The sequence below is a fragment of the Streptomyces sp. HNM0575 genome (assembly GCF_012726265.1).
In the GTDB taxonomy this organism is placed as follows: Bacteria; Actinomycetota; Actinomycetes; order Streptomycetales; family Streptomycetaceae; genus Streptomyces.
This window is the reverse complement of the sequence record NZ_JAASAG010000010.1, coordinates 233,877-250,669: the sequence shown is the minus strand read 5'-3', so window position 1 is coordinate 250,669 and position 16,793 is coordinate 233,877. Positions and strand designations below refer to the sequence as shown.

At 72.2% G+C, this 16,793-nt stretch carries 13 protein-coding genes; 8 read left to right on the top strand and 5 right to left on the bottom strand.

From position 1 onward, the window contains the following. Positions 1–22: 22 nt before the first annotated feature. A complete protein-coding gene (locus HCC61_RS23525; RefSeq protein ID WP_169138522.1) occupies positions 23–1,336 on the top strand; it encodes an MFS transporter in 1,314 nt (437 codons plus the stop codon). Next, a complete protein-coding gene (locus HCC61_RS23520; protein WP_169138520.1) occupies positions 1,333–2,457 on the top strand; it encodes a M20/M25/M40 family metallo-hydrolase in 1,125 nt (374 codons plus the stop codon). The genes HCC61_RS23525 and HCC61_RS23520 overlap by 4 nt, the downstream gene beginning before the upstream one ends. A gap of 208 nt (positions 2,458–2,665) precedes the next feature. On the opposite strand, the gene HCC61_RS31565 is transcribed toward HCC61_RS23520, so the two are convergent. Continuing rightward, positions 2,666–3,646: a glycoside hydrolase family 64 protein gene (locus HCC61_RS31565; protein WP_346777350.1), complete on the bottom strand. Its 981-nt coding sequence runs from the start codon at positions 3,644–3,646 to the stop codon at positions 2,666–2,668. A 308-nt stretch (positions 3,647–3,954) separates the two neighbouring features. On the opposite strand from HCC61_RS31565, the gene HCC61_RS23510 reads away from it, so the two are divergent. The 6 genes from HCC61_RS23510 to HCC61_RS23485 all read left to right on the top strand — a co-directional run bounded on the left by HCC61_RS23510 (position 3,955) and on the right by HCC61_RS23485 (position 11,178). Further along, positions 3,955–5,469, top strand: coding sequence for an ABC transporter substrate-binding protein (locus tag HCC61_RS23510; RefSeq protein WP_346777349.1), 1,515 nt, complete (start codon positions 3,955–3,957; stop codon positions 5,467–5,469). 1 nt (position 5,470) lies between these two features. After that, positions 5,471–6,418: an ABC transporter permease gene (locus tag HCC61_RS23505; RefSeq protein WP_169138516.1), complete on the top strand. Its 948-nt coding sequence runs from the start codon at positions 5,471–5,473 to the stop codon at positions 6,416–6,418. Continuing rightward, on the top strand, positions 6,415–7,350 hold the full coding sequence (locus tag HCC61_RS23500; RefSeq protein ID WP_240969217.1) for an ABC transporter permease subunit: 936 nt from the start codon (positions 6,415–6,417) through the stop codon (positions 7,348–7,350). Before HCC61_RS23505 ends, HCC61_RS23500 begins: the two co-directional genes overlap by 4 nt. Next, entirely contained in the window at positions 7,347–9,056 is a 1,710-nt protein-coding gene (locus tag HCC61_RS23495) for an ATP-binding cassette domain-containing protein (protein ID WP_169138514.1), read from the top strand. The genes HCC61_RS23500 and HCC61_RS23495 overlap by 4 nt, the downstream gene beginning before the upstream one ends. 180 nt (positions 9,057–9,236) lie before the next feature. Continuing rightward, positions 9,237–10,028, top strand: a complete 792-nt coding sequence (locus tag HCC61_RS23490; protein ID WP_169138512.1) for a class I SAM-dependent methyltransferase — start codon at positions 9,237–9,239, stop codon at positions 10,026–10,028. A 250-nt stretch (positions 10,029–10,278) separates the two neighbouring features. Next, entirely contained in the window at positions 10,279–11,178 is a 900-nt protein-coding gene (locus HCC61_RS23485) for an aldo/keto reductase (protein WP_169138698.1), read from the top strand. A 128-nt stretch (positions 11,179–11,306) separates the two neighbouring features. Here HCC61_RS23485 and HCC61_RS23480 read toward each other — a convergent pair whose 3' ends face one another. Genes HCC61_RS23480 through HCC61_RS23465 form a run of 4 tightly spaced genes read right to left on the bottom strand, consistent with a single transcriptional unit; the run spans position 11,307 to position 16,544 of the window. After that, a complete protein-coding gene (locus HCC61_RS23480; RefSeq protein ID WP_169138510.1) occupies positions 11,307–13,088 on the bottom strand; it encodes an ATP-binding cassette domain-containing protein in 1,782 nt (593 codons plus the stop codon). 26 nt (positions 13,089–13,114) lie between these two features. Then, the gene (locus HCC61_RS23475; RefSeq protein ID WP_169138508.1) at positions 13,115–14,038 is read right to left on the bottom strand and encodes an ABC transporter permease subunit; all 924 of its coding nucleotides are present in this window, start codon (positions 14,036–14,038) and stop codon (positions 13,115–13,117) included. Further along, positions 14,035–15,030 carry an ABC transporter permease gene (locus HCC61_RS23470; RefSeq protein WP_169138506.1) on the bottom strand — a complete coding sequence of 332 codons (996 nt, stop codon included), beginning with the start codon at positions 15,028–15,030 and terminating at the stop codon, positions 14,035–14,037. Before HCC61_RS23470 ends, HCC61_RS23475 begins: the two co-directional genes overlap by 4 nt. After that, on the bottom strand, positions 15,012–16,544 hold the full coding sequence (locus tag HCC61_RS23465) for an ABC transporter substrate-binding protein (protein WP_169138504.1): 1,533 nt from the start codon (positions 16,542–16,544) through the stop codon (positions 15,012–15,014). The genes HCC61_RS23470 and HCC61_RS23465 overlap by 19 nt, the downstream gene beginning before the upstream one ends. Positions 16,545–16,793: the final 249 nt, after the last annotated feature.

Here is a 16,793-nt window from a genome sequence, read left to right as displayed (position 1 = left end):
CTCTCACACATACGGAGCGCCAATGAGTGACATCAGGAAGGACGCGGCGGCGACCACCGCCGGTACGGGCCCGCACAGGCTGCCGGTCAGGACCCTTGTCGCGGCCAGCATCGGCAACGCCATCGAGTGGTACGACTGGACCGTCTACGCGACGTTCCTCATCTACTTCGCGACGCAGTTCTTTCCCGGCGACAATCCCGAGCTCGCCCTGGTGAACACGACGGCGACGTATGCGGTCGCCTTCTTCTTCCGACCGGTCGGCGGGTGGCTGCTGGGACGGCTGGCCGACGTCCGCGGCCGCAAGGCGGCCATGATCATCACCATCCTGATGATGGCGGGCGGCTCGCTGGCGATAGGCGTGCTGCCCACCTACGAGCAGGTCGGCTGGCTGGCTCCCGTCCTGCTCCTGCTGGCCCGTATCGCCCAGGGCATGTCGCTCGGCGGCGAGGTCTCCAACGCCTCCGCGTACCTGGCCGAGATCGCTCCCCTGGGCCGCCGGGGCCGCTACTCGTCCTTCTTCTACATATCGACCGGCTGCTCGCTGCTGCTCGCCTCGCTGCTGGGGGTCTTCCTCTCGGCCGTGCTCACCGACGACCAGCTGCGCACTTACGGATGGCGCATCCCGTTCGTCGTGGGCGGCCTCCTCGCGATCGCCGGCCTGTATCTGCGGCGCACCATCTCGGAGACCGAGCAGTTCGAGCAGAACAAGGGCAAGGCCGTGCGCACGAAGCGGCCCCTGCTCACCACGATCACGCAGCACCCCAAGGCCGTGGGACAGCTGGTCGGCATCACGCTGCTGGCCACGCTCAACTACTACGTGTTCTTCAGCGCGCTCACGCCGTACGCCGTGAAGTCCCAAGGGGCGGACGACAACGACGTGTTCATCGCGCTCTCGGTCGGAACGGCGCTCTTCGTCGCGCTCCAGTACCCCTTCGGCGTGCTGTCGGACAGGTTCGGGCGCAAGCGGCAGCTGCTGCTCTGGTCCGGGGCGCTGACCTGCCTCGTGATCCCGCTGTCCAAGCTCATCAGCCCCGGGGCCGGGCTGCCGCAGCTGCTGGTGGTCTTCTGCACGGGCCTCGGCCTGTACGCCCTCCAGTCCTCCATCGCACCGGCCATCATGAGCGAGCTGTTCCCGACCGAGCTGCGCGGAGTGGGCATCGGCGCCTGGTACAACATCACGGTCGCGACGTTCGGCGGTACGGCGCCGCTGGTGATCACCTCCCTGTCCGAGGCGGGACACCCCGACCTGTTCTTCGTCTACGTCACCGCCGGCGCGGCCATCGCGTTCCTGACGATCCTGACGCTGCGCGAGACCGCACACGAGGAACTTCCGTGACCGCCGCCGTCCTCGACGTCCTCACGGAGCTGGTACGGCGGCGGACGGTGGCCTCCGGTGAGGGCGTGCCGGCAGCGCTGTGCGCGGACCTGTTGCACGACGAGGGCTTCGAAGTGTCCACGCCCGGCTGGGAGGAGGGGCGCGAGCAGCTCGTCGCCCGCACCGGCTCGGGCTCCGCCCCGCTCACCGTCACCGGCCACCTGGACACTGTGCCCGCCGACCCCGCCCAGTGGACCGTCGACCCGTGGTCCGCGGAACGGGACGGCGACCGCGTGACCGGGCGCGGCACCAGCGACATGAAGGCGGGGGTGGCCGCCTCCGTCGTCGCGGCCGTCGGCCACGCCTCGCGGCCGCACCACTGCTGCGGCCTGCAACTGGTGCTCACCGCGGGGGAGGAGACCGGCTGCACCGGCGCCCGCCGTCTGCGGCGGTCGTCGCTCGCGCCGGGCGGTCCGCTGCTCGTGGCCGAGCCGACGGCCAACCGCCTCGTGCCCGGTCACAAGGGCGCGCACTGGATGCGTCTGACCGCCGCGGGCCGCGCCGCCCACGGCTCGGCGCCACAGCTCGGCGACAACGCCGTCGTCCGGCTGGCCCGTGCCGCCGTCGCCCTGCACGATCACGACTCCTGGCCGTCCCATGCGGCGTTCGGCCCGGTGACCGGGAACGTGGGCCTGCTGCGCGGCGGCGTGCAGCCCAACGTCGTGCCGGACTTCGCGGAGCTGCTCCTCGACGTACGCACCGTCCCGGGTGTGGACGGCGACACCGTGCGCTCCGTCGTCGCCGGGCTGAGCGGTGACGGCGTCCGGGTCGAGGACCACGTGGTCCTGCCCGCCGTCGACACGGACACCCGCGATCCGTTCGTCGGTCTCGTGCGCGAGGCGCTGGCCGCCGCCGGCGAGGACGGCGAAGTTCAGCCGCCCGCCCGGTACTTCACCGACGCCTCGGTGCTGGCGTGGCTGCTTTCGCCGTCCGAGGGCGGCGCCCCGGTGCCGACCGTCGTGCTCGGGCCGGGCGAGCCCGACCAGTGCCATGTCGTCGACGAGTGGTGCTCGGCGTCCAGGTCCGAGGCGGCCGTGGAGATCTACCGCCACCTGTTCGACCGGTGGTGCGGCGGCAGTTGACGTGCCGTGCCGCGCCGATGCGTGCGCGCCGTACCGCGGGTGTGACCGGCTGGGTTCCCGCGTCCTGGCCCGGCCTGGCTCGCCCCGGCCCGTCCTGGTCGCGTCCCGGCGTCCGGATACGCCGCGGGCCCGGCACCCCCGGCCGTTGCGGGGGTGCCGGGCCCGCTCACGCGGTGCACGGCCGTGAGGGCCTGCGGTATGCGCGCCGTCAGTAGCCGACGGCGACCGCCAGCCACTCCGGGTCGTTGTGCGAGACGAACGAGGACTGGCCCGCGAAGTCGTCGTAGGGGAAGCCGTACGCCAGGTTCTTGATGCCGTGGTCGTGCCAGAACTTGGCGTAGTAGTTGGCCGGGCCGTCCTTGTAGTACTTGCTGGGGTCGGACCAGTCCGACTCGGGGAGCTGTGCCACGTGCCGGTTGACGGCGGAGCACTTGCCGGCCTCCTCCGCCAGCGCCCCGGAGCAGCCCATGATCTCGGCGGTGGACGCGTCGACGCCGACCGACTTGGCGTAGTCCGCGAAGTAGTCCGCGTACTTGCCGCCCTCCTTGAAGTCGGAGGAGCTGCGGGGCGCGAGGATGCTGTTCCCGTCGGCGTCGGCGAGGCCGTCGAACTCCTCCGGCACCTCGTCCTTGTACTGCGCGAAGGTCTCTTCCCTGCTCTGCTGGAACGTCTGGTAGTCCTCGCCGACCTGCACGTCGTCGCCGTCGTGCGAGTGGAGCCGCATGGCCAGCTTCAGGCCGAAGCCGTCGACGCGCGTGGTGTTGCCGTTGAACACGTCGTCGCCGACGGTGAACTCGATGAAGTCGGTCAACTTGCTGTCGGGCGAGCCGAGATGGAAGGTCATCCGGCCCGCGCTGTTGGCCGCCATGTCCACGGTGGACTGATCGGCGATGGAGTGCGTCTCGTCGTTGAAGGTCCAGTAGACCTTGTCGTCGGGGTACTTGCCGTTGGTCTTGTTGAGGACCTTCAGCGTCAGCACGTTCTTCGCGGGCGGGATGCTGCCGGTGTCGCCCCAGAAGTCGTCCGGCGGCGGGTCCCCCGCGTCGGTCTTTCCGGCGGCCGCGGTGTGCTCGGCCTTCTTCGTCGTGCCGGGGTTCGCCTGCGCGGTCACTGCGATTCCGCCGACCGCGACCGCCCCGAGGGCGAGTCCTATGGCGAGCCGTTTGCGTGCTGAAATCCGAGAGGACACGTCGATTCCAATTAGTGGGGGGCGTGAAGACGGCTGAACGCTAGCGCGCAACCCAGGCCCAGACCAGCGGGAAACCGAGATGGACGGGCCGACCGGGTAACCCTCAGAGTCCCCTAAGGAAGACTTAAGGGCCGCTTGAGGTGCCGGGCTTCCGCCGGGCTCCTGCGGAGTCGTCCCGGGCCCCGGCTCGGCGTCCCCGACTCGGCCTCCCCGTCCGTCGATTGACGTGCCGTGCGGTGCTGTGATGTCGTCTTGCATATGTCCCGTAGCTGCACATTGATTGCAACAAGTGCCGAGAGGTTCCCGGCGTGAGCAGTCGTCGCGGATTCCTCGGCTACGCAGGCGCCGCCACCGCACCTGTGCTGCTGGGTGCCTGCGGCGGCGGGACGTCCTCTCCGGGCAAGGGAGGCACGGTGCGCGCCGCGTTCCCCGGCTTCGGCGCGAAGGAGACGATGGACCCCCACGTGGGGCGCCAGTTCGTGGACCAGGCACGGCACAAGGCCGTATTCGACAAGCTCATCGAGCTCGACTCGCAGCTCAAGCCGGTGCCCGGGCTGGCGCGGCGCTGGGAGTCCAGCGACGACCTCACCGTCTGGCGCCTTCACCTGCGTTCGGCCCGCTTCCACGACGGGCACCAACTCGACGCCGAGGACGTGCTGTTCACGCTGGCACGCATCCTCGACCCCAAGAGCGCCGAGCGGCTCGCCAAGAGCTCCCTCTCGCTCATCGACCTCAAGCACTCGCGTGCTCTCGGCAAGCGCGGCGTCGAGCTGCGCCTCAAGCGGCCCAACGCCGAACTCCCGTCCCTGCTGGCCTTCACCGGCACCTTCGTGGTCAGCCGCCGCTACCGGGATCCCGAAAAGCCGGTGGGCACCGGGCCGTTCAGGTTCGGCTCGTTCTCACCGGGGCGCCAGTTCACGGGGAGCCGCTTCGACGACTACTGGGCCGGCCCCGCCCACATCGACGAGTTGAGCATCCTCTCGGCGGAAAGCGAGGCCCGGTCGAACGCGGTACGCGCCGGGGAGATCGAGTACGCGCATGAGATGAGCCCGGCCTTCGCCCGTACGGTCGGGAAGGGCTCCGCCGTGCGGATCGTCGCCGCCCCGGCCTGCGGCGTGGAGGGAATCCTCCTCAAGACCGACCGCCCTCCCTTCGACGACCCCGACGCCGCGATGGCGATGAAGCTGCTGGCGGACCGCGGCAGGCTCGTCGAGGTCGTCCTCGGCGGACGCGGCACCGTCGGCAACGACATGTACGGCAAGGGCTTCGTCTACTACCCCGAACTGCCGCAGCGGGAACGGGACGTGGCGGAGGCCAGGCGGCTGCTGCGCCGCTCGGGCGCGTTGAACGAGAAGCTCACCTTCTACACCTCCACGGCCACCGACACCTTCGTACAGGCGGCGCACCTCTTCGCCCACCAGGCCTCCGAAGCCGGCCTGCGCATCGACGTCACCACGGGCCCGGCGGAGAGTTACTTCACCGACATCCTCCACACCGGCACCATCACCAGCCACCGCAGCGGCGCCATGCCGATCCCCACCTACATATCCGAGCGGCTGCTCTCGGACGCGCCGCAGAACGCGACCGCCTGGCAACACGAGGACTTCGACGCCGACTTCCGCGAGGCCCAGAGCACGAAGGAGACCGGCAAGCGAGCCCGCCGCTACTCCGCCGTACAGCGCACCCTCCGTGACGAAGGGGGCCTGCTGCTGTGGGGCCACCCGGACTGGCTCAACGCCGTCTCCCGGCGGTTGCACGGAGTACGCGCCGCACCGCCGAACACCCGCGACTGGGCCCGGTTCGACACCGTGCGGCTCGACTGACATGGGCGCGTACCTGCTGCGCCGGCTGTCGCTGACCGCCGTCCAACTCGCCCTGCTGACCGTGCTGGTCTTCCTGCTGACCTCGATGCTCCCCGGCGACGCCGCCACGGTCCGCTTCAACGAGCAGGCGGGCCTGGCACAGATCGGCGAACTCCGCACCCGGCTGGGCCTGGACCGTCCGCTGACGGAACGCTTCGCGGCCTGGGCGGCGGACCTGCTCCACGGGAACCTCGGCACGTCCCTGACCAGCGGCCGGCCCGTGTCCCAGATCTTCGCCGACTCCGTGGGGGCCACCGCGGTCCTCGCGCTGGTGACCCTCGCGGTCGTCGTGCCGCTCGCCCTGGTGCTCGGCCTGATCACGGGGCTGCGCGAAGGCGGCCGCCTCGACCGGGGCCTGTCGTCGCTGACCCTGGCGCTCAGTTCGGTGCCCGACTTCGTGCTCGCCCTCGCCCTCGTGTCCGTATTCGGACTGCACCTGGGCTGGCTGCCGGTGACCTGGATCGGCGTGGACGGAGCGGGCCTGCTGACCCGTCCGGAGCTGCTGGTGCTGCCCGTCGCCGTACTGCTCGCCCGCACCGTGTGCCTGCTCTCGCGCCAGGTCCGGGCGGGCACGATCACGGCGTCGCACGCCGGTTACGCCGTGCAGGCGCGCCGCCTCGGAGTGCCCCGCCGCACGGTGGTGCTGCGGCACGTGCTGCCGAACGCCGCCGTTCCCGGCATCCAGGAACTGGCCCGCACGGGAGACCACCTCCTCGGCGGCGTGCTGGTCGTCGAGGCCGTGTTCGCCGTACCCGGCGTCGCGACGGCCCTCATCGAGGCCGTCCGCAGCCGCGACGTCCCCACCGTCCAGGCCCTGACCCTGCTGCTCGCCGCCGCGGCGCTGCTTTTCAACCTGCTCGCGGACGTGGCCTGCCGCCGGCTCGCCCCCCGTACGGAGGTGCTGCGTTGACACCGCTGACCGCCGGCCCGCCCACCGCCGACGCTCAACGCGCCACCCGCACAAGGGAGTTCATACGCGGCGCGGGGCGCGCCGCCGGGCCGGTCCTGGTGGCCGTACCCCTCGCCGTGGCGTTCCTCGGCCCCTTCGCGGCAGGGTGGCTCACCCCTCCCGACGGCGCACCGTACGCACTCGGGGACGGGCATCCGCTCGGCACCGACGGCATGGGCCGCGACGTCCTCGCACTGCTGCTGCGCGGCGGGCGCAGCGCGCTGGGGGCGGCACTCGGCGCCGTGGCGACCGCCTGTCTCGTCGGCGGGCCCCTGGGGCTGGCCGCCGCGGTGACGCGGCACCGATGGCTGGACGAACTCCTGCTGCGCCCCGTGGAGTTGCTGCTGCCCATCCCCTCGCTGCTCGTCATCAGCGTGACGGCGGTGTGGTGGCGGGGCCAGCCGCTCGCGATCGCGCTGACGGTCGCGCTGATCAACGTGCCCGCCGTCGCGAGGCTGGTGCGGGCGGCGGCGCTGGACGCGGCGAGCGGACCCGTCGTCGAGGCGATGCGGCAGCAGGGCGAGTCCCGGTTCCGGATCCTGGGCGGGTACGTGGGCCGCGTCGTGGCGCCCGTCGCCGCGGCCGACGCCGGTACGCGCGTCGCCACCGCCGTGTTCACCGTCGCCGCCGCCAACTTCCTCGGCCTCGGCCTGGAACCGACGGCGCCGGACTGGGCCGTCACCGTCGCCGCGGGCCGTGAGGCGCTGCTCGTACAGCCGCTGGCCGTGTGCGCACCCGCGGCGATGCTCGTGATGTTCACCGTCGGACTGAACCTGACAGCCGACCGGTTGGTGCGGCGGAACGGTCCCCGGAAGCCCGGGAGGCCCGGGATGCCCGGGACGCCGCGGTCCGTGCGGGCGGACGACGACCGCCCCGAGGGAGGCGTGCGATGACGGACCCTTTGATCACGGTGCGGGGCCTGACGGCGCGCTCCGGCGACGCGGTGCGGGGCCTGACGGCGCACTCCGGCGACGCGGTGCGGGGCCTGACGGCGCACTCCGGTGACGCGGTGCGGGGTCTGACGGCGCACTCCGGTGACGCGGTGCTGCTGGACGGCGTCGACATGTGCGTGCCGGCGGGTCAAGTGACCGCCCTGGTCGGCCCGTCCGGCAGCGGAAAGACCACCACGGCCCTGGCGCTGCTCGGCGAGGCGGAAGGCGGAGTGCGGCTGTCGGGCGACGTACGGGTGGACGGCGTCCGCGTCGTCGACGAGGCCGGAGCGACCGCCGAAGCGCCGCGGGTGCGCGGCAGCACGGTGGCCTACATGCCTCAGCATCCGGCCTCGACTCTCAACCCGCCGCGCCGAATCGGCTCCGTCCTGGCCGAACTTGCCCGGCTGCACCGCACGGACCCCGGCACCCGGGAGAGGCGGGCGGCACGGGCGGCGGCCCGCGGCCACGCGTCCGACGCGCTGCGGCAGGCCCAACTGCCGCCGGAACGCGGGGTGATGAGGCGTTTCCCGCACCAGTTCTCCGGCGGGCAGCGGCAGCGCGTCGCCCTGGCCCAGACGCTCGTCTGCGGGCCGAGGGCGCTGATCCTCGACGAGCCGGGCACCGGGCTCGACGCCGTCACCCGCCGGGACATGGCACGGGAGCTGGCCGGGCTCGTCGACGAGGGGCTCACCGTGCTCCTGCTCACCCACGACCACGACCTCGTACGGACCCTCGCCACACGTGCCGTGCGCCTCGCGGGCGGCCGGGTCGTCGACGAGGGCCCGGCCTCTCGGGTGCTGCCCGGGACGAGGCCCGGAACGAGGACGGCGCCGTCGTCGCGTGCGCCGTCGTCCCGTGCGCCGTCGCCGCAACGGCACGGCAGTCCGGCCCCAACCGCCGGAGGGGGACGGGCAGTTGTCCTCCAGGTGTCCGGCCTCACGGCCTGGCTGAGGCCCGGCCGACGGGACGAGGTGCTGCACGGGATCGACCTCGCCGTCCGGTCCGGAGAGTGCCTCGGCGTCACGGGCCGCTCCGGCAGCGGCAAGACGACGCTCGCTCGCTGCCTGGCCGGCCTCCATGAGCGTCACGACGGACGGCTCGTCCTCGACGGGGACCCGCTCCCTGTGCTGCGACGCCGTACGCGGGAACAGAAGCGCCGGGTGCAGTACGTGTGGCAGGAGACCCGGGGCTCGTTCGACGAACGCCGTCCCGTGCTGCGGCAGGTCGCCCGTACCGCGACACGGCTTCGCGGCATCGCGCCCGAGCAGGCCTCACGGGAAGCGACGGAGCTCCTCGAACGGCTCGGCGTACACCCCGGGACGGCGAACCGGCCGCCCGCGGCGCTCTCCGGCGGCGAACTGCAACGCGCGGCCTTCGCCCGCGCCGCCCTGGCACTCCCCGACGTGCTGCTGTGCGACGAGATCACCAGTGCGCTGGACGAGGACTCCGCGGCCCGCGTCATCGCAGAGGTGGACCGGCTGCGCCGGGAGGAAGGGACCGCCGTGCTGTGGATCGCCCACGACCTGCGGACACTCAGCTCCGCCGCCGACCGGCTCCTGGTGCTGGACGAGGGCGGCATCGCCGAACAGGGCGGCGTCCGGGAGATATTGGGCGGCCCGCACGCCGAAGTGACGCGACGTCTGGCCGAGGTCACGCCGGTGCTCTGACGCCGCCGCCGACCGGCAGCCGCCCCCGCGGCCTCCCTCCAGGGACCGGACCCGAACCGGCCGCGAACTGAACCGAGTTGAACGATTTGAACTGAACCGAGCCGAGCCGAGCAAGCCGAGCGGGCAAGCCGAGTGGGCAAGCCGAGCGGGCAAACCGACCGAGCAGAGGGGCAAGACACCGTGACCGATACAGCAACCGCAGCCGCAACCGACTGGCAGGTCTGGCAGACCAGTTGGGACCGCCAGCAGGAGTGGTACATGCCCGACCGCGAGGAGCGGTTCCGCGTGATGCTGGACATGACGGAAGCCCTCGTCGGAACCGAGCCGCTGGTCCTCGACCTCGCCTGCGGCACGGGCACCATCACCGACCGGCTGCTGCGCCGTCTGCCGGGAGCCCGCAGCGTGGGCGTCGACCTGGACCCGGCCCTCCTCGCCATCGCACGCGGCCACTTCGACGGCGACGAGCGGGTGCGGTTCGTGAACGCGGACATCACCGACCCGGACTGGCCCGCCCTCCTGCCGTACCGGTCCTACGACGCGGTGCTCACCGCCACCGCCCTGCACTGGCTGGCGGCCGGACCGCTCACCGACCTCTACGGACGGCTGGGCGACGTCGTCAGGGAGGACGGCGTCTTCCTCAACGCCGACCACATGACGGACGAGTCCGCACCGCGCATCAACGCGGCGGCCCGTGCCCACACCGAAGCACGCAAGGAGGCGGAACTCGCCGCGGGCGCACAGGACTGGGTCGCGTGGTGGAGCGCCGTCGCCGACGACCCGGCTCTGGCCGAACCGGCACGCCGCCGCTTCTCCCTCCTCGGAGACCCCCGGAACCCGTCCGGCGTCAAGCCGCCCGACGACCGGCCCACCAGCACCGACTGGCACATCCGGACGCTCCTGCGGGCGGGCTTCGCCGAGGCACGGCAGGTCTGGTGCTCCCACAGCGACGCGCTCGTGGCCGCCGTGCGCTGACCGCCGACGCCCCCCCCGAGCGCGGGCAACTCGACGCGGTACGGGCGGAGTTCAAGTAGCTCACGGACTGTCACTATCAACTCGGTGTGCTCGTTCACGATTCCCGGTTCCGCTGTGACATTGCCCCGGCGCCCCGCGCCTTCCCGCCGCGCCGTTCGCCCGCGCATACTCCAGGACGGCCGCGCCGCGAACCGTCGGCGGCGACCGACGGCCGACCGGATGGAGCTGCCGGATGGAGCTGATGGAACAGATGACGTCGCAACCGGTCTCCGCCGCAGCCGCCGGCACATGGACGCTCGGTGACCTAACGGTCAACCGGATCGGTTTCGGCGCCATGCGCCTGACCGGCAGCGCCGCCTTCCACCAGGGCACCCGAAGCGACCGCGGCCGGGCGATCGGCACGCTCCGCCGCGCGGTCGAACTCGGCGTCAACCACATCGACACCGCCGCCTTCTACTTCTCCCGGCTCCGGTCCGCCAACGAACTGATCAACTCGGCCCTGGCGCCGTACGGAGACGACCTCGTCATCGCCACCAAGGTCGGCCCTGCCAGGGACGCCGACGGCGAGTGGGACAGCCCGGCGCGGCCCGGCCAACTGCGCGGCCAGGTCGAGGAGAACCTGCGCCAACTCGGCCGCGACCACCTCGACTTGGTCAACCTGCGCCTCATGGGCCAGGACTCAGTAAGCGAGCACTTCGGGGCCCTCGCGGAGCTGCGCGACGCCGGACTGGTCCGCCACCTGGGCATCTCCGCCGCCCGTCCCGAACACCTGGCCCAGGTCTTGGAGATCGCCCCGGTGGTCTGCGTCCAGAACCGCTACGGCATCGACGCGCGCGAAGGGGACGAGATGCTCCGGGCGTGCGCCGAGCGCGGCATCGCGTTCGTGCCCTTCTTCTCCATCGCCGGCGAGGGACGTGAGGCCGGAGCCGTCCGGGCCGAGCACGACCAGGTCCACGCCGTGGCCCGCGCGCACGGCGTCTCACCCGCGCAGGTCCGCCTGGCGTGGATCCTGGGGCAAGGCGCCCACGTGCTGGCCATCCCGGGCACGGGCGACCCGGACCACCTGGTCGACAACGTGGCGGCGGGCGCACTCCGGCTCACGGCGGAGGAACACCGGCTGCTCGATTCGATCGGCCGCCGCCCGTCCTGACGCCGCCCGTCCTGATGCCCCCGTCCTGATGCCGGCCGCACCAGTCGTGAATGAGCGAACTCCGTAGACCTGGACCGCGCTTGCCCGGGAGCCAGGGACCCGGACATGGGGGTGGGCCCGGCGGTGGGTCAGGCGGTGGGCTGCGCGGCGGGCGCCGGAAGCACCAGGGCGGATGCGGCCGGGTGGGACGGACTGCGCAGCACGTCCTCCGTACTCCCGTGCTCGACGACCGCGCCCTCGTGCAGCACCAGTGTCCTCTCGCAGTAGCGGGCCGCCAAAGGGAGTTGGTGGCTGATGACCACGAGGCTGAGGCCGTGCGTACGGCGCGTCTCGTCGAGCAGGTCCATCACCTCGGCCGCGGTCCGCGGGTCGAGCGACGAGGTGATCTCGTCGCAGACCAGCACTTTCGGGCCGGCGGCCAGTGCGCGCGCGATGGCGACCCGCTGCCGCTGCCCCCCGGAGAGCTCGTGCGGGTACCTGCCGGCGAATTCGGCGGGAAGCCGTACGGATGCGAGCAACGCAGCGATCTCGTCGGTGAGTTCGGCCCGGGGCAGCCGCCGCAGCGTCCGCAGCGGGCGGGCGAGCGTGGCGGCCACGGTGCGGGCGGGGTTGAGGGTGCCGAGCGGATCCTGCGGTACGAGCTGGACTTGGCCCAGCAGTCTCCGGTTCCGCCGGGCCCGCAACGGCAGTTGCCGGTCCCCGAGCCGGATCTCGCCTTCGGCGTACCGGTGAAGGCCGGTGATCACCCGGCCGAGCGTGGTCTTCCCGGCCCCCGACTCACCGGCCACCGCGAGCGCGGAGCCCCTGGCGAGCCCCAGGCTGACGTTCCGCAGCACGGACACGGTGTGCCGGGTGCCCATCCTCGCGGCCTGCACCTCGACGCGCAGGAACTCCCTTTCGCTCGCGGGCAGTTCGGCCTCCCGTTCGGCGCCGGCAGCAGCGGGGGACCGTATGACCGCAGGGGTGGCGCCGTCCGGCCTGACGGGCTCGGTCTCCTCCGCCTTCTTTATCTCCTCCGCCTTCTCCGCCTCCCCGGCCTCGGCTGCCTTCTCCGCCTCCTCTGCCGGAGCGTCGGCCCGTGCGTCCGCGGGCATGGACGGTGCCATGCGGACGACTCGGTCCGCGTGCCCTCCGGCCAGTTCGGGATCGTGGGAGGAGAAGACGACGGCGGTGCCGTGGTCGTCGGCCAGCGTGTGCAGCAGCTCGGCGAGCCGGTCCCGCAGAGCCGGGTCGAGGCCCGCCGTCGGCTCGTCCAGCAGCAGCAGCTCGGGACGCCCGGTCAGCGCACGGGCGATCGCCACCCTGCGCTGCTGTCCACCGGACAGCTCTCCGGGCCTGCGGCGCAGCAGTTCGCCGTCGGCGGGCAGACCGACCTGGGCCAGGGCTTCCCGTACGGCCTCCCGTACGTCCGAGGGCGAGTCCGCGGCGGCCGTCTCGGTCAGCAACCGGCCGATGGCGGTACGGGGGTTGAGGCGGGAGGCGGGATCCTGACCGACGAAGGCGACACGGTGGCGCCGGAAACGCCGCAGCTCCCCGGGGGCGAGTCGCAGCGGCCGCTGCCCGAGGACGGTCAGATCTCCGCGGACCGTGCAGCCTTCGCCGGGCAGCGCGCCAACCATGGCGCGCAGCAGCGTGGTCTTCCCCGAGCCGGAGGGGCCGATGAGGCCGGTGATGGAGCCCGGTTCGGCGGTGAGGCCGTCGCACGCGGCGAGCCGGCAGCCGTCCCCGGTGGCGACCGAGAAGCCGCGGACGGCCACGGCGGGAGCCCGCTCCCCACGCTGCGCGGAACCGGCATGCGGGGATTCAGCATGCGCGGAACCGGCATACGGGGAACCGGGATGCGCGGAACCGGGAAGCGGCGCCTCGTCCGGTCCCGTACCGGGGCCGGGCTCGCCTCGTGGATGCTCCATGTCCGCCTCCGTCTCGTGCGGTTGGGTCACAGCCGCGTCACCGTCCGGCTCCTGCCTCTCTGCGCGAGGGCGTCGAGAGCCAGGTTCACGCTGACCGCCAGCAGCGCGATGGCGAGAGCCGGCACGAGGACCGCCCATGGGTTGAGCAGCACTCCGGCCGAGTTCTCCCGGATCATCAACGCCCAGTCCGCCGTGGGCGGTTGTGCGCCGACCTCCAGGAAGTTCGCCGTCGCGACGACGCCCACGGCCTCCACGAACCGCAGCCCCAGCAGCGACAGCAGGGTGCTTCGCAGATTGGGCAGGATGTCCCGGAACGCCACGACGTACGACCGCTCCCCGGCTGAACGCGCCGCCTCCACGAAGCCGGAGCGGGCCACGGGCTCGGCGGCAGCGGCGGCCACGCGGAAGGCGAAGGGCGTACCCAGCACGACGGCGGCCGCCACGACGGCGTTGCGGCCCGACCCCGGGGCGCAGACTCCCACGACCATGATGCCGAGCACGGCCGGCAGCAGGATCAGCATGTCCGCGCAGCGTTCGACGACGGCGCCGGCCCTCGGGTGCAGGGCGCAGAGGGCCCCGAGCACGGCCGCGACCCCGGTGACCGCCACGGCCACGACGGCCGACGACAGCAGCAGACCGCGTCCCCCCACGAGGAGTCTGCTGAGCACGTCCCGCCCGAGCTGGTCGCCGCCCAGCGGAAGACCGGGCGCGGGCGGCGAATAGGGCGCTGCGACCGGGTCGGTGGCGGCGTGCTGTGACAGCAGCGGGCCGGACAGCGCGAGGGCCGCAAGCAGCAGGGCGGGCAGCAGCCAGACGAGGACGCGCAGCCGGGACCAGGACCGGGACCGGGACCGCGACCGGCGCCCCGCGGGGCCGCCCTCCGCGGACCGGCCCTCCGCGGAGCGCCGCGAAGAGGCCTTCCCGGCGGCCTCGGGCCGTAGGGCGTTCATCGGTTCCTCCCGACGGCGAAGGCCCTGAGCAGGTCCGCGAGTACGAGCACCACGGTGATGGTCAGGGCGGTCGGGGCGACCACTCCGGCGACGAGCGTGGCGTCGCGGTCGTGCACGGCTTCGGTCAGCACGGAGCCCATTCCCGGGATGTTGAAGATGACCTCGATGGCGATCGCGCCTCCCAGCAGCGTGCCGACCGAGGTGGCCGCGCCGCCGGCGACGGTGGGCAGGGCGCCCGGCAGCACGTAGTGGAGCAGCACCCGCCGCCGGGGCAGTCCGTCGAGGAGGGCGGCGTCGACGTGGGGCGCGTCCAGCTGGTCGGTCAGCGCCGCCCGCACGATGCGGGTGTTCCAGCCGATCTGGGGGAGCGTCAGCGCGAGAACGGGCAGTACGAGCGTCTGCGGTGACGCGGACAGTCCGTGCCCCGCGGTGGTCGAGACGGCCGGCAGCACGGGCAGCCACAGGGCGAAGACCACGATCAGCGCGGTGGCGACGACGAATTGAGGCAGCGCCAGCAGCACGGTCGACGCGGAGGACACCGCCCGGTCCAGCGTGCCACCGGGCCGCAGGACGCTCGCACAGCCGAGGGCGAGCGCGACGATCAGGGTCAGCACCAGGGCGAGGAGGCCCAGGAGCAGGGTGTCGGGGAACGCATGCCCGATCACCTCGCCTGCCGGCCGGCCGCGCGCGGTGACGCCCAGGTCACCGTGCACGAGTCCGGTCAGCCAGTGCCAGAACCGGACGGCCACCGGCTCACCGAGCTCCAACCGGCCCCGGCGGGCGGCCACTTCGGCGTCGGAGGCACCGGGGTCCAGGGTGCTGCGGGCCGCGTCGCCGGGCATGGCGTCCACGGCCAGGAAGCTCAGCGCGAGGAGGACCACGAGCAGGGCGACGCGGCGCAGCAGCATGCCCGCGATCGCGACGGTCCGGCTGCGTTTCAGGAACCCGCCCAGGAACCCGCTCAGGGACCCCCTCAGGACGAGCTCAGCCATGTGTTCTCAAGCTGTACGCGACCGTAACCGGGCAGCCTCGGAAGGCCGTTGACCTTGTCCTTGGCGAGGTCCACGCCGTCGGCCATGCCCCACAGCAGGTAGCCGGAGCTGTCGTGCTGCATCCGCTGGACCTCGCGGACGTGGTCCTCGTGCCGGCCGCTGCCGGCGGTGCCGACGGCCTTGCGGTACGCGTCGTCGAACTTCTCGTCCTGCCAATTGGCCTCGTTCATCGTCGAGTCGGAGACGAGAAGCTTCCCGGCGCAGAAGATCACCGAGTCGTTGGTGCCCCAATAGGAGGTGTACAGCGGGGCCTTGCCGCGGCTCTCGCCGAGGAAGGTGCCGGAGTCCTGCTTGACGACGTCCAGCTCGACCCCGGCCTCCTTGATCTGCCGGGCGAGCAGCGTCGCCGACTCGGCGAGCCCGGGCACGTCCTCGCTGGTGAGCAGCTTGTGGGACTTCGACAGGTCGAAGTCGGCCTGCTTCAGCAGCGATCGGGCCTTCGCCAGGTTCCTGGTGCGCTGCGGTATGTGGTGGTCGTACTCCGGGTCTCCGGTGCCGAGCACGTCGTTGGCGACCGTGCCGTAACCGCCGAGGGCGTGGGAGACCATCTCCTTGCGGTCGACGGCGAGGCGCAGGGCTTCGCGGACCCGGCTGTCGGCGAACGGCCCGTCGGAGGTGCGCATCACGAGCGGGAGTGCCATGTCGTCGGGCCGCCGTACGATCTTGAACCCGGACCGGCCCTGCCCGCTGCGGGCGGCGACCGTGCCGACGTTCGACGCGAGGTCCAGCTGGCCGCTGAGCGCGGCGTTGACCATGGAGGCCGGCGACTCGAACATCGTGACCTCGACGGCGTCGAGCCAGACCTTGCCGCCGTACCAGTGCTCGTTGCGCACCAGCCGCGCATTGCCGTCGTGGAACCAGTCCAGCTTGAACGGGCCGGTGCCCGGGGCGTCTTCGGGCTTCTTCGTGCCCTTCTTCATGACGAACGTCGTCAGGCGCATCAGCAGCGGCACCTGGCTGTCGGGGTAGCCGGAGTCGACCACCACCGTGTGCGGCCCGTCGGCGGTGATGTCCTTCGCCTCGATGCCCGGCAGCCGGGACGCACCGGACTCCGATTCGCGCAGCCGGCGCAGCGACCACACCACGTCCTCGGACGTGACGGGGCTGCCGTCGTGGAAGCGCGCATGCCGGTCCAGCTCGAAGCGCCATCGGCGCAGGCTGCCGTCGTGGGACCAGCGAGTGGCCAACCGGGGCGCCGTCAAAGGGGACTTGGCCGGGATCGTGAGCGTGTCGTAGAGGAGGCTGAGGATGAGGTAGTCGCTGTCGTTGGCCTGCACTCCGTGCGGATCGCGGACGATCGCGGAGGCCCGGCCGATCGCTCCGACCCGCAGTGTGCCACCCCGGCGGGGCGGACCGGCGGGCTTCGACGACGTGGATGACTCGCACCCGGACGAGAGCAGCGCACCGCCCGTCGCGGCACCGGCCAGCAACAGATTGCGTCGGCTGATGGTCACGAAGAGAACCTTTCCGAGGAAGCAAGGCCAGCCTTACCTAACTTGGATCGGATCGGCAAACCTGTCCCGCCGGGCGGGCGGCCAGGTGTGTGCGGCTCAACACCCTTGGGAGACAAGGCCGTTGATGGCCGGACGCGATACCCGGGACGGCGGAGGCGGAAACCGGAGTGATCTATTCCACCGCTATTAGGTAAGGCTTGCCTAACTTGGTTCGGTTCCCTAGCGTGGGCGTCATGCCGTCGGGAAACG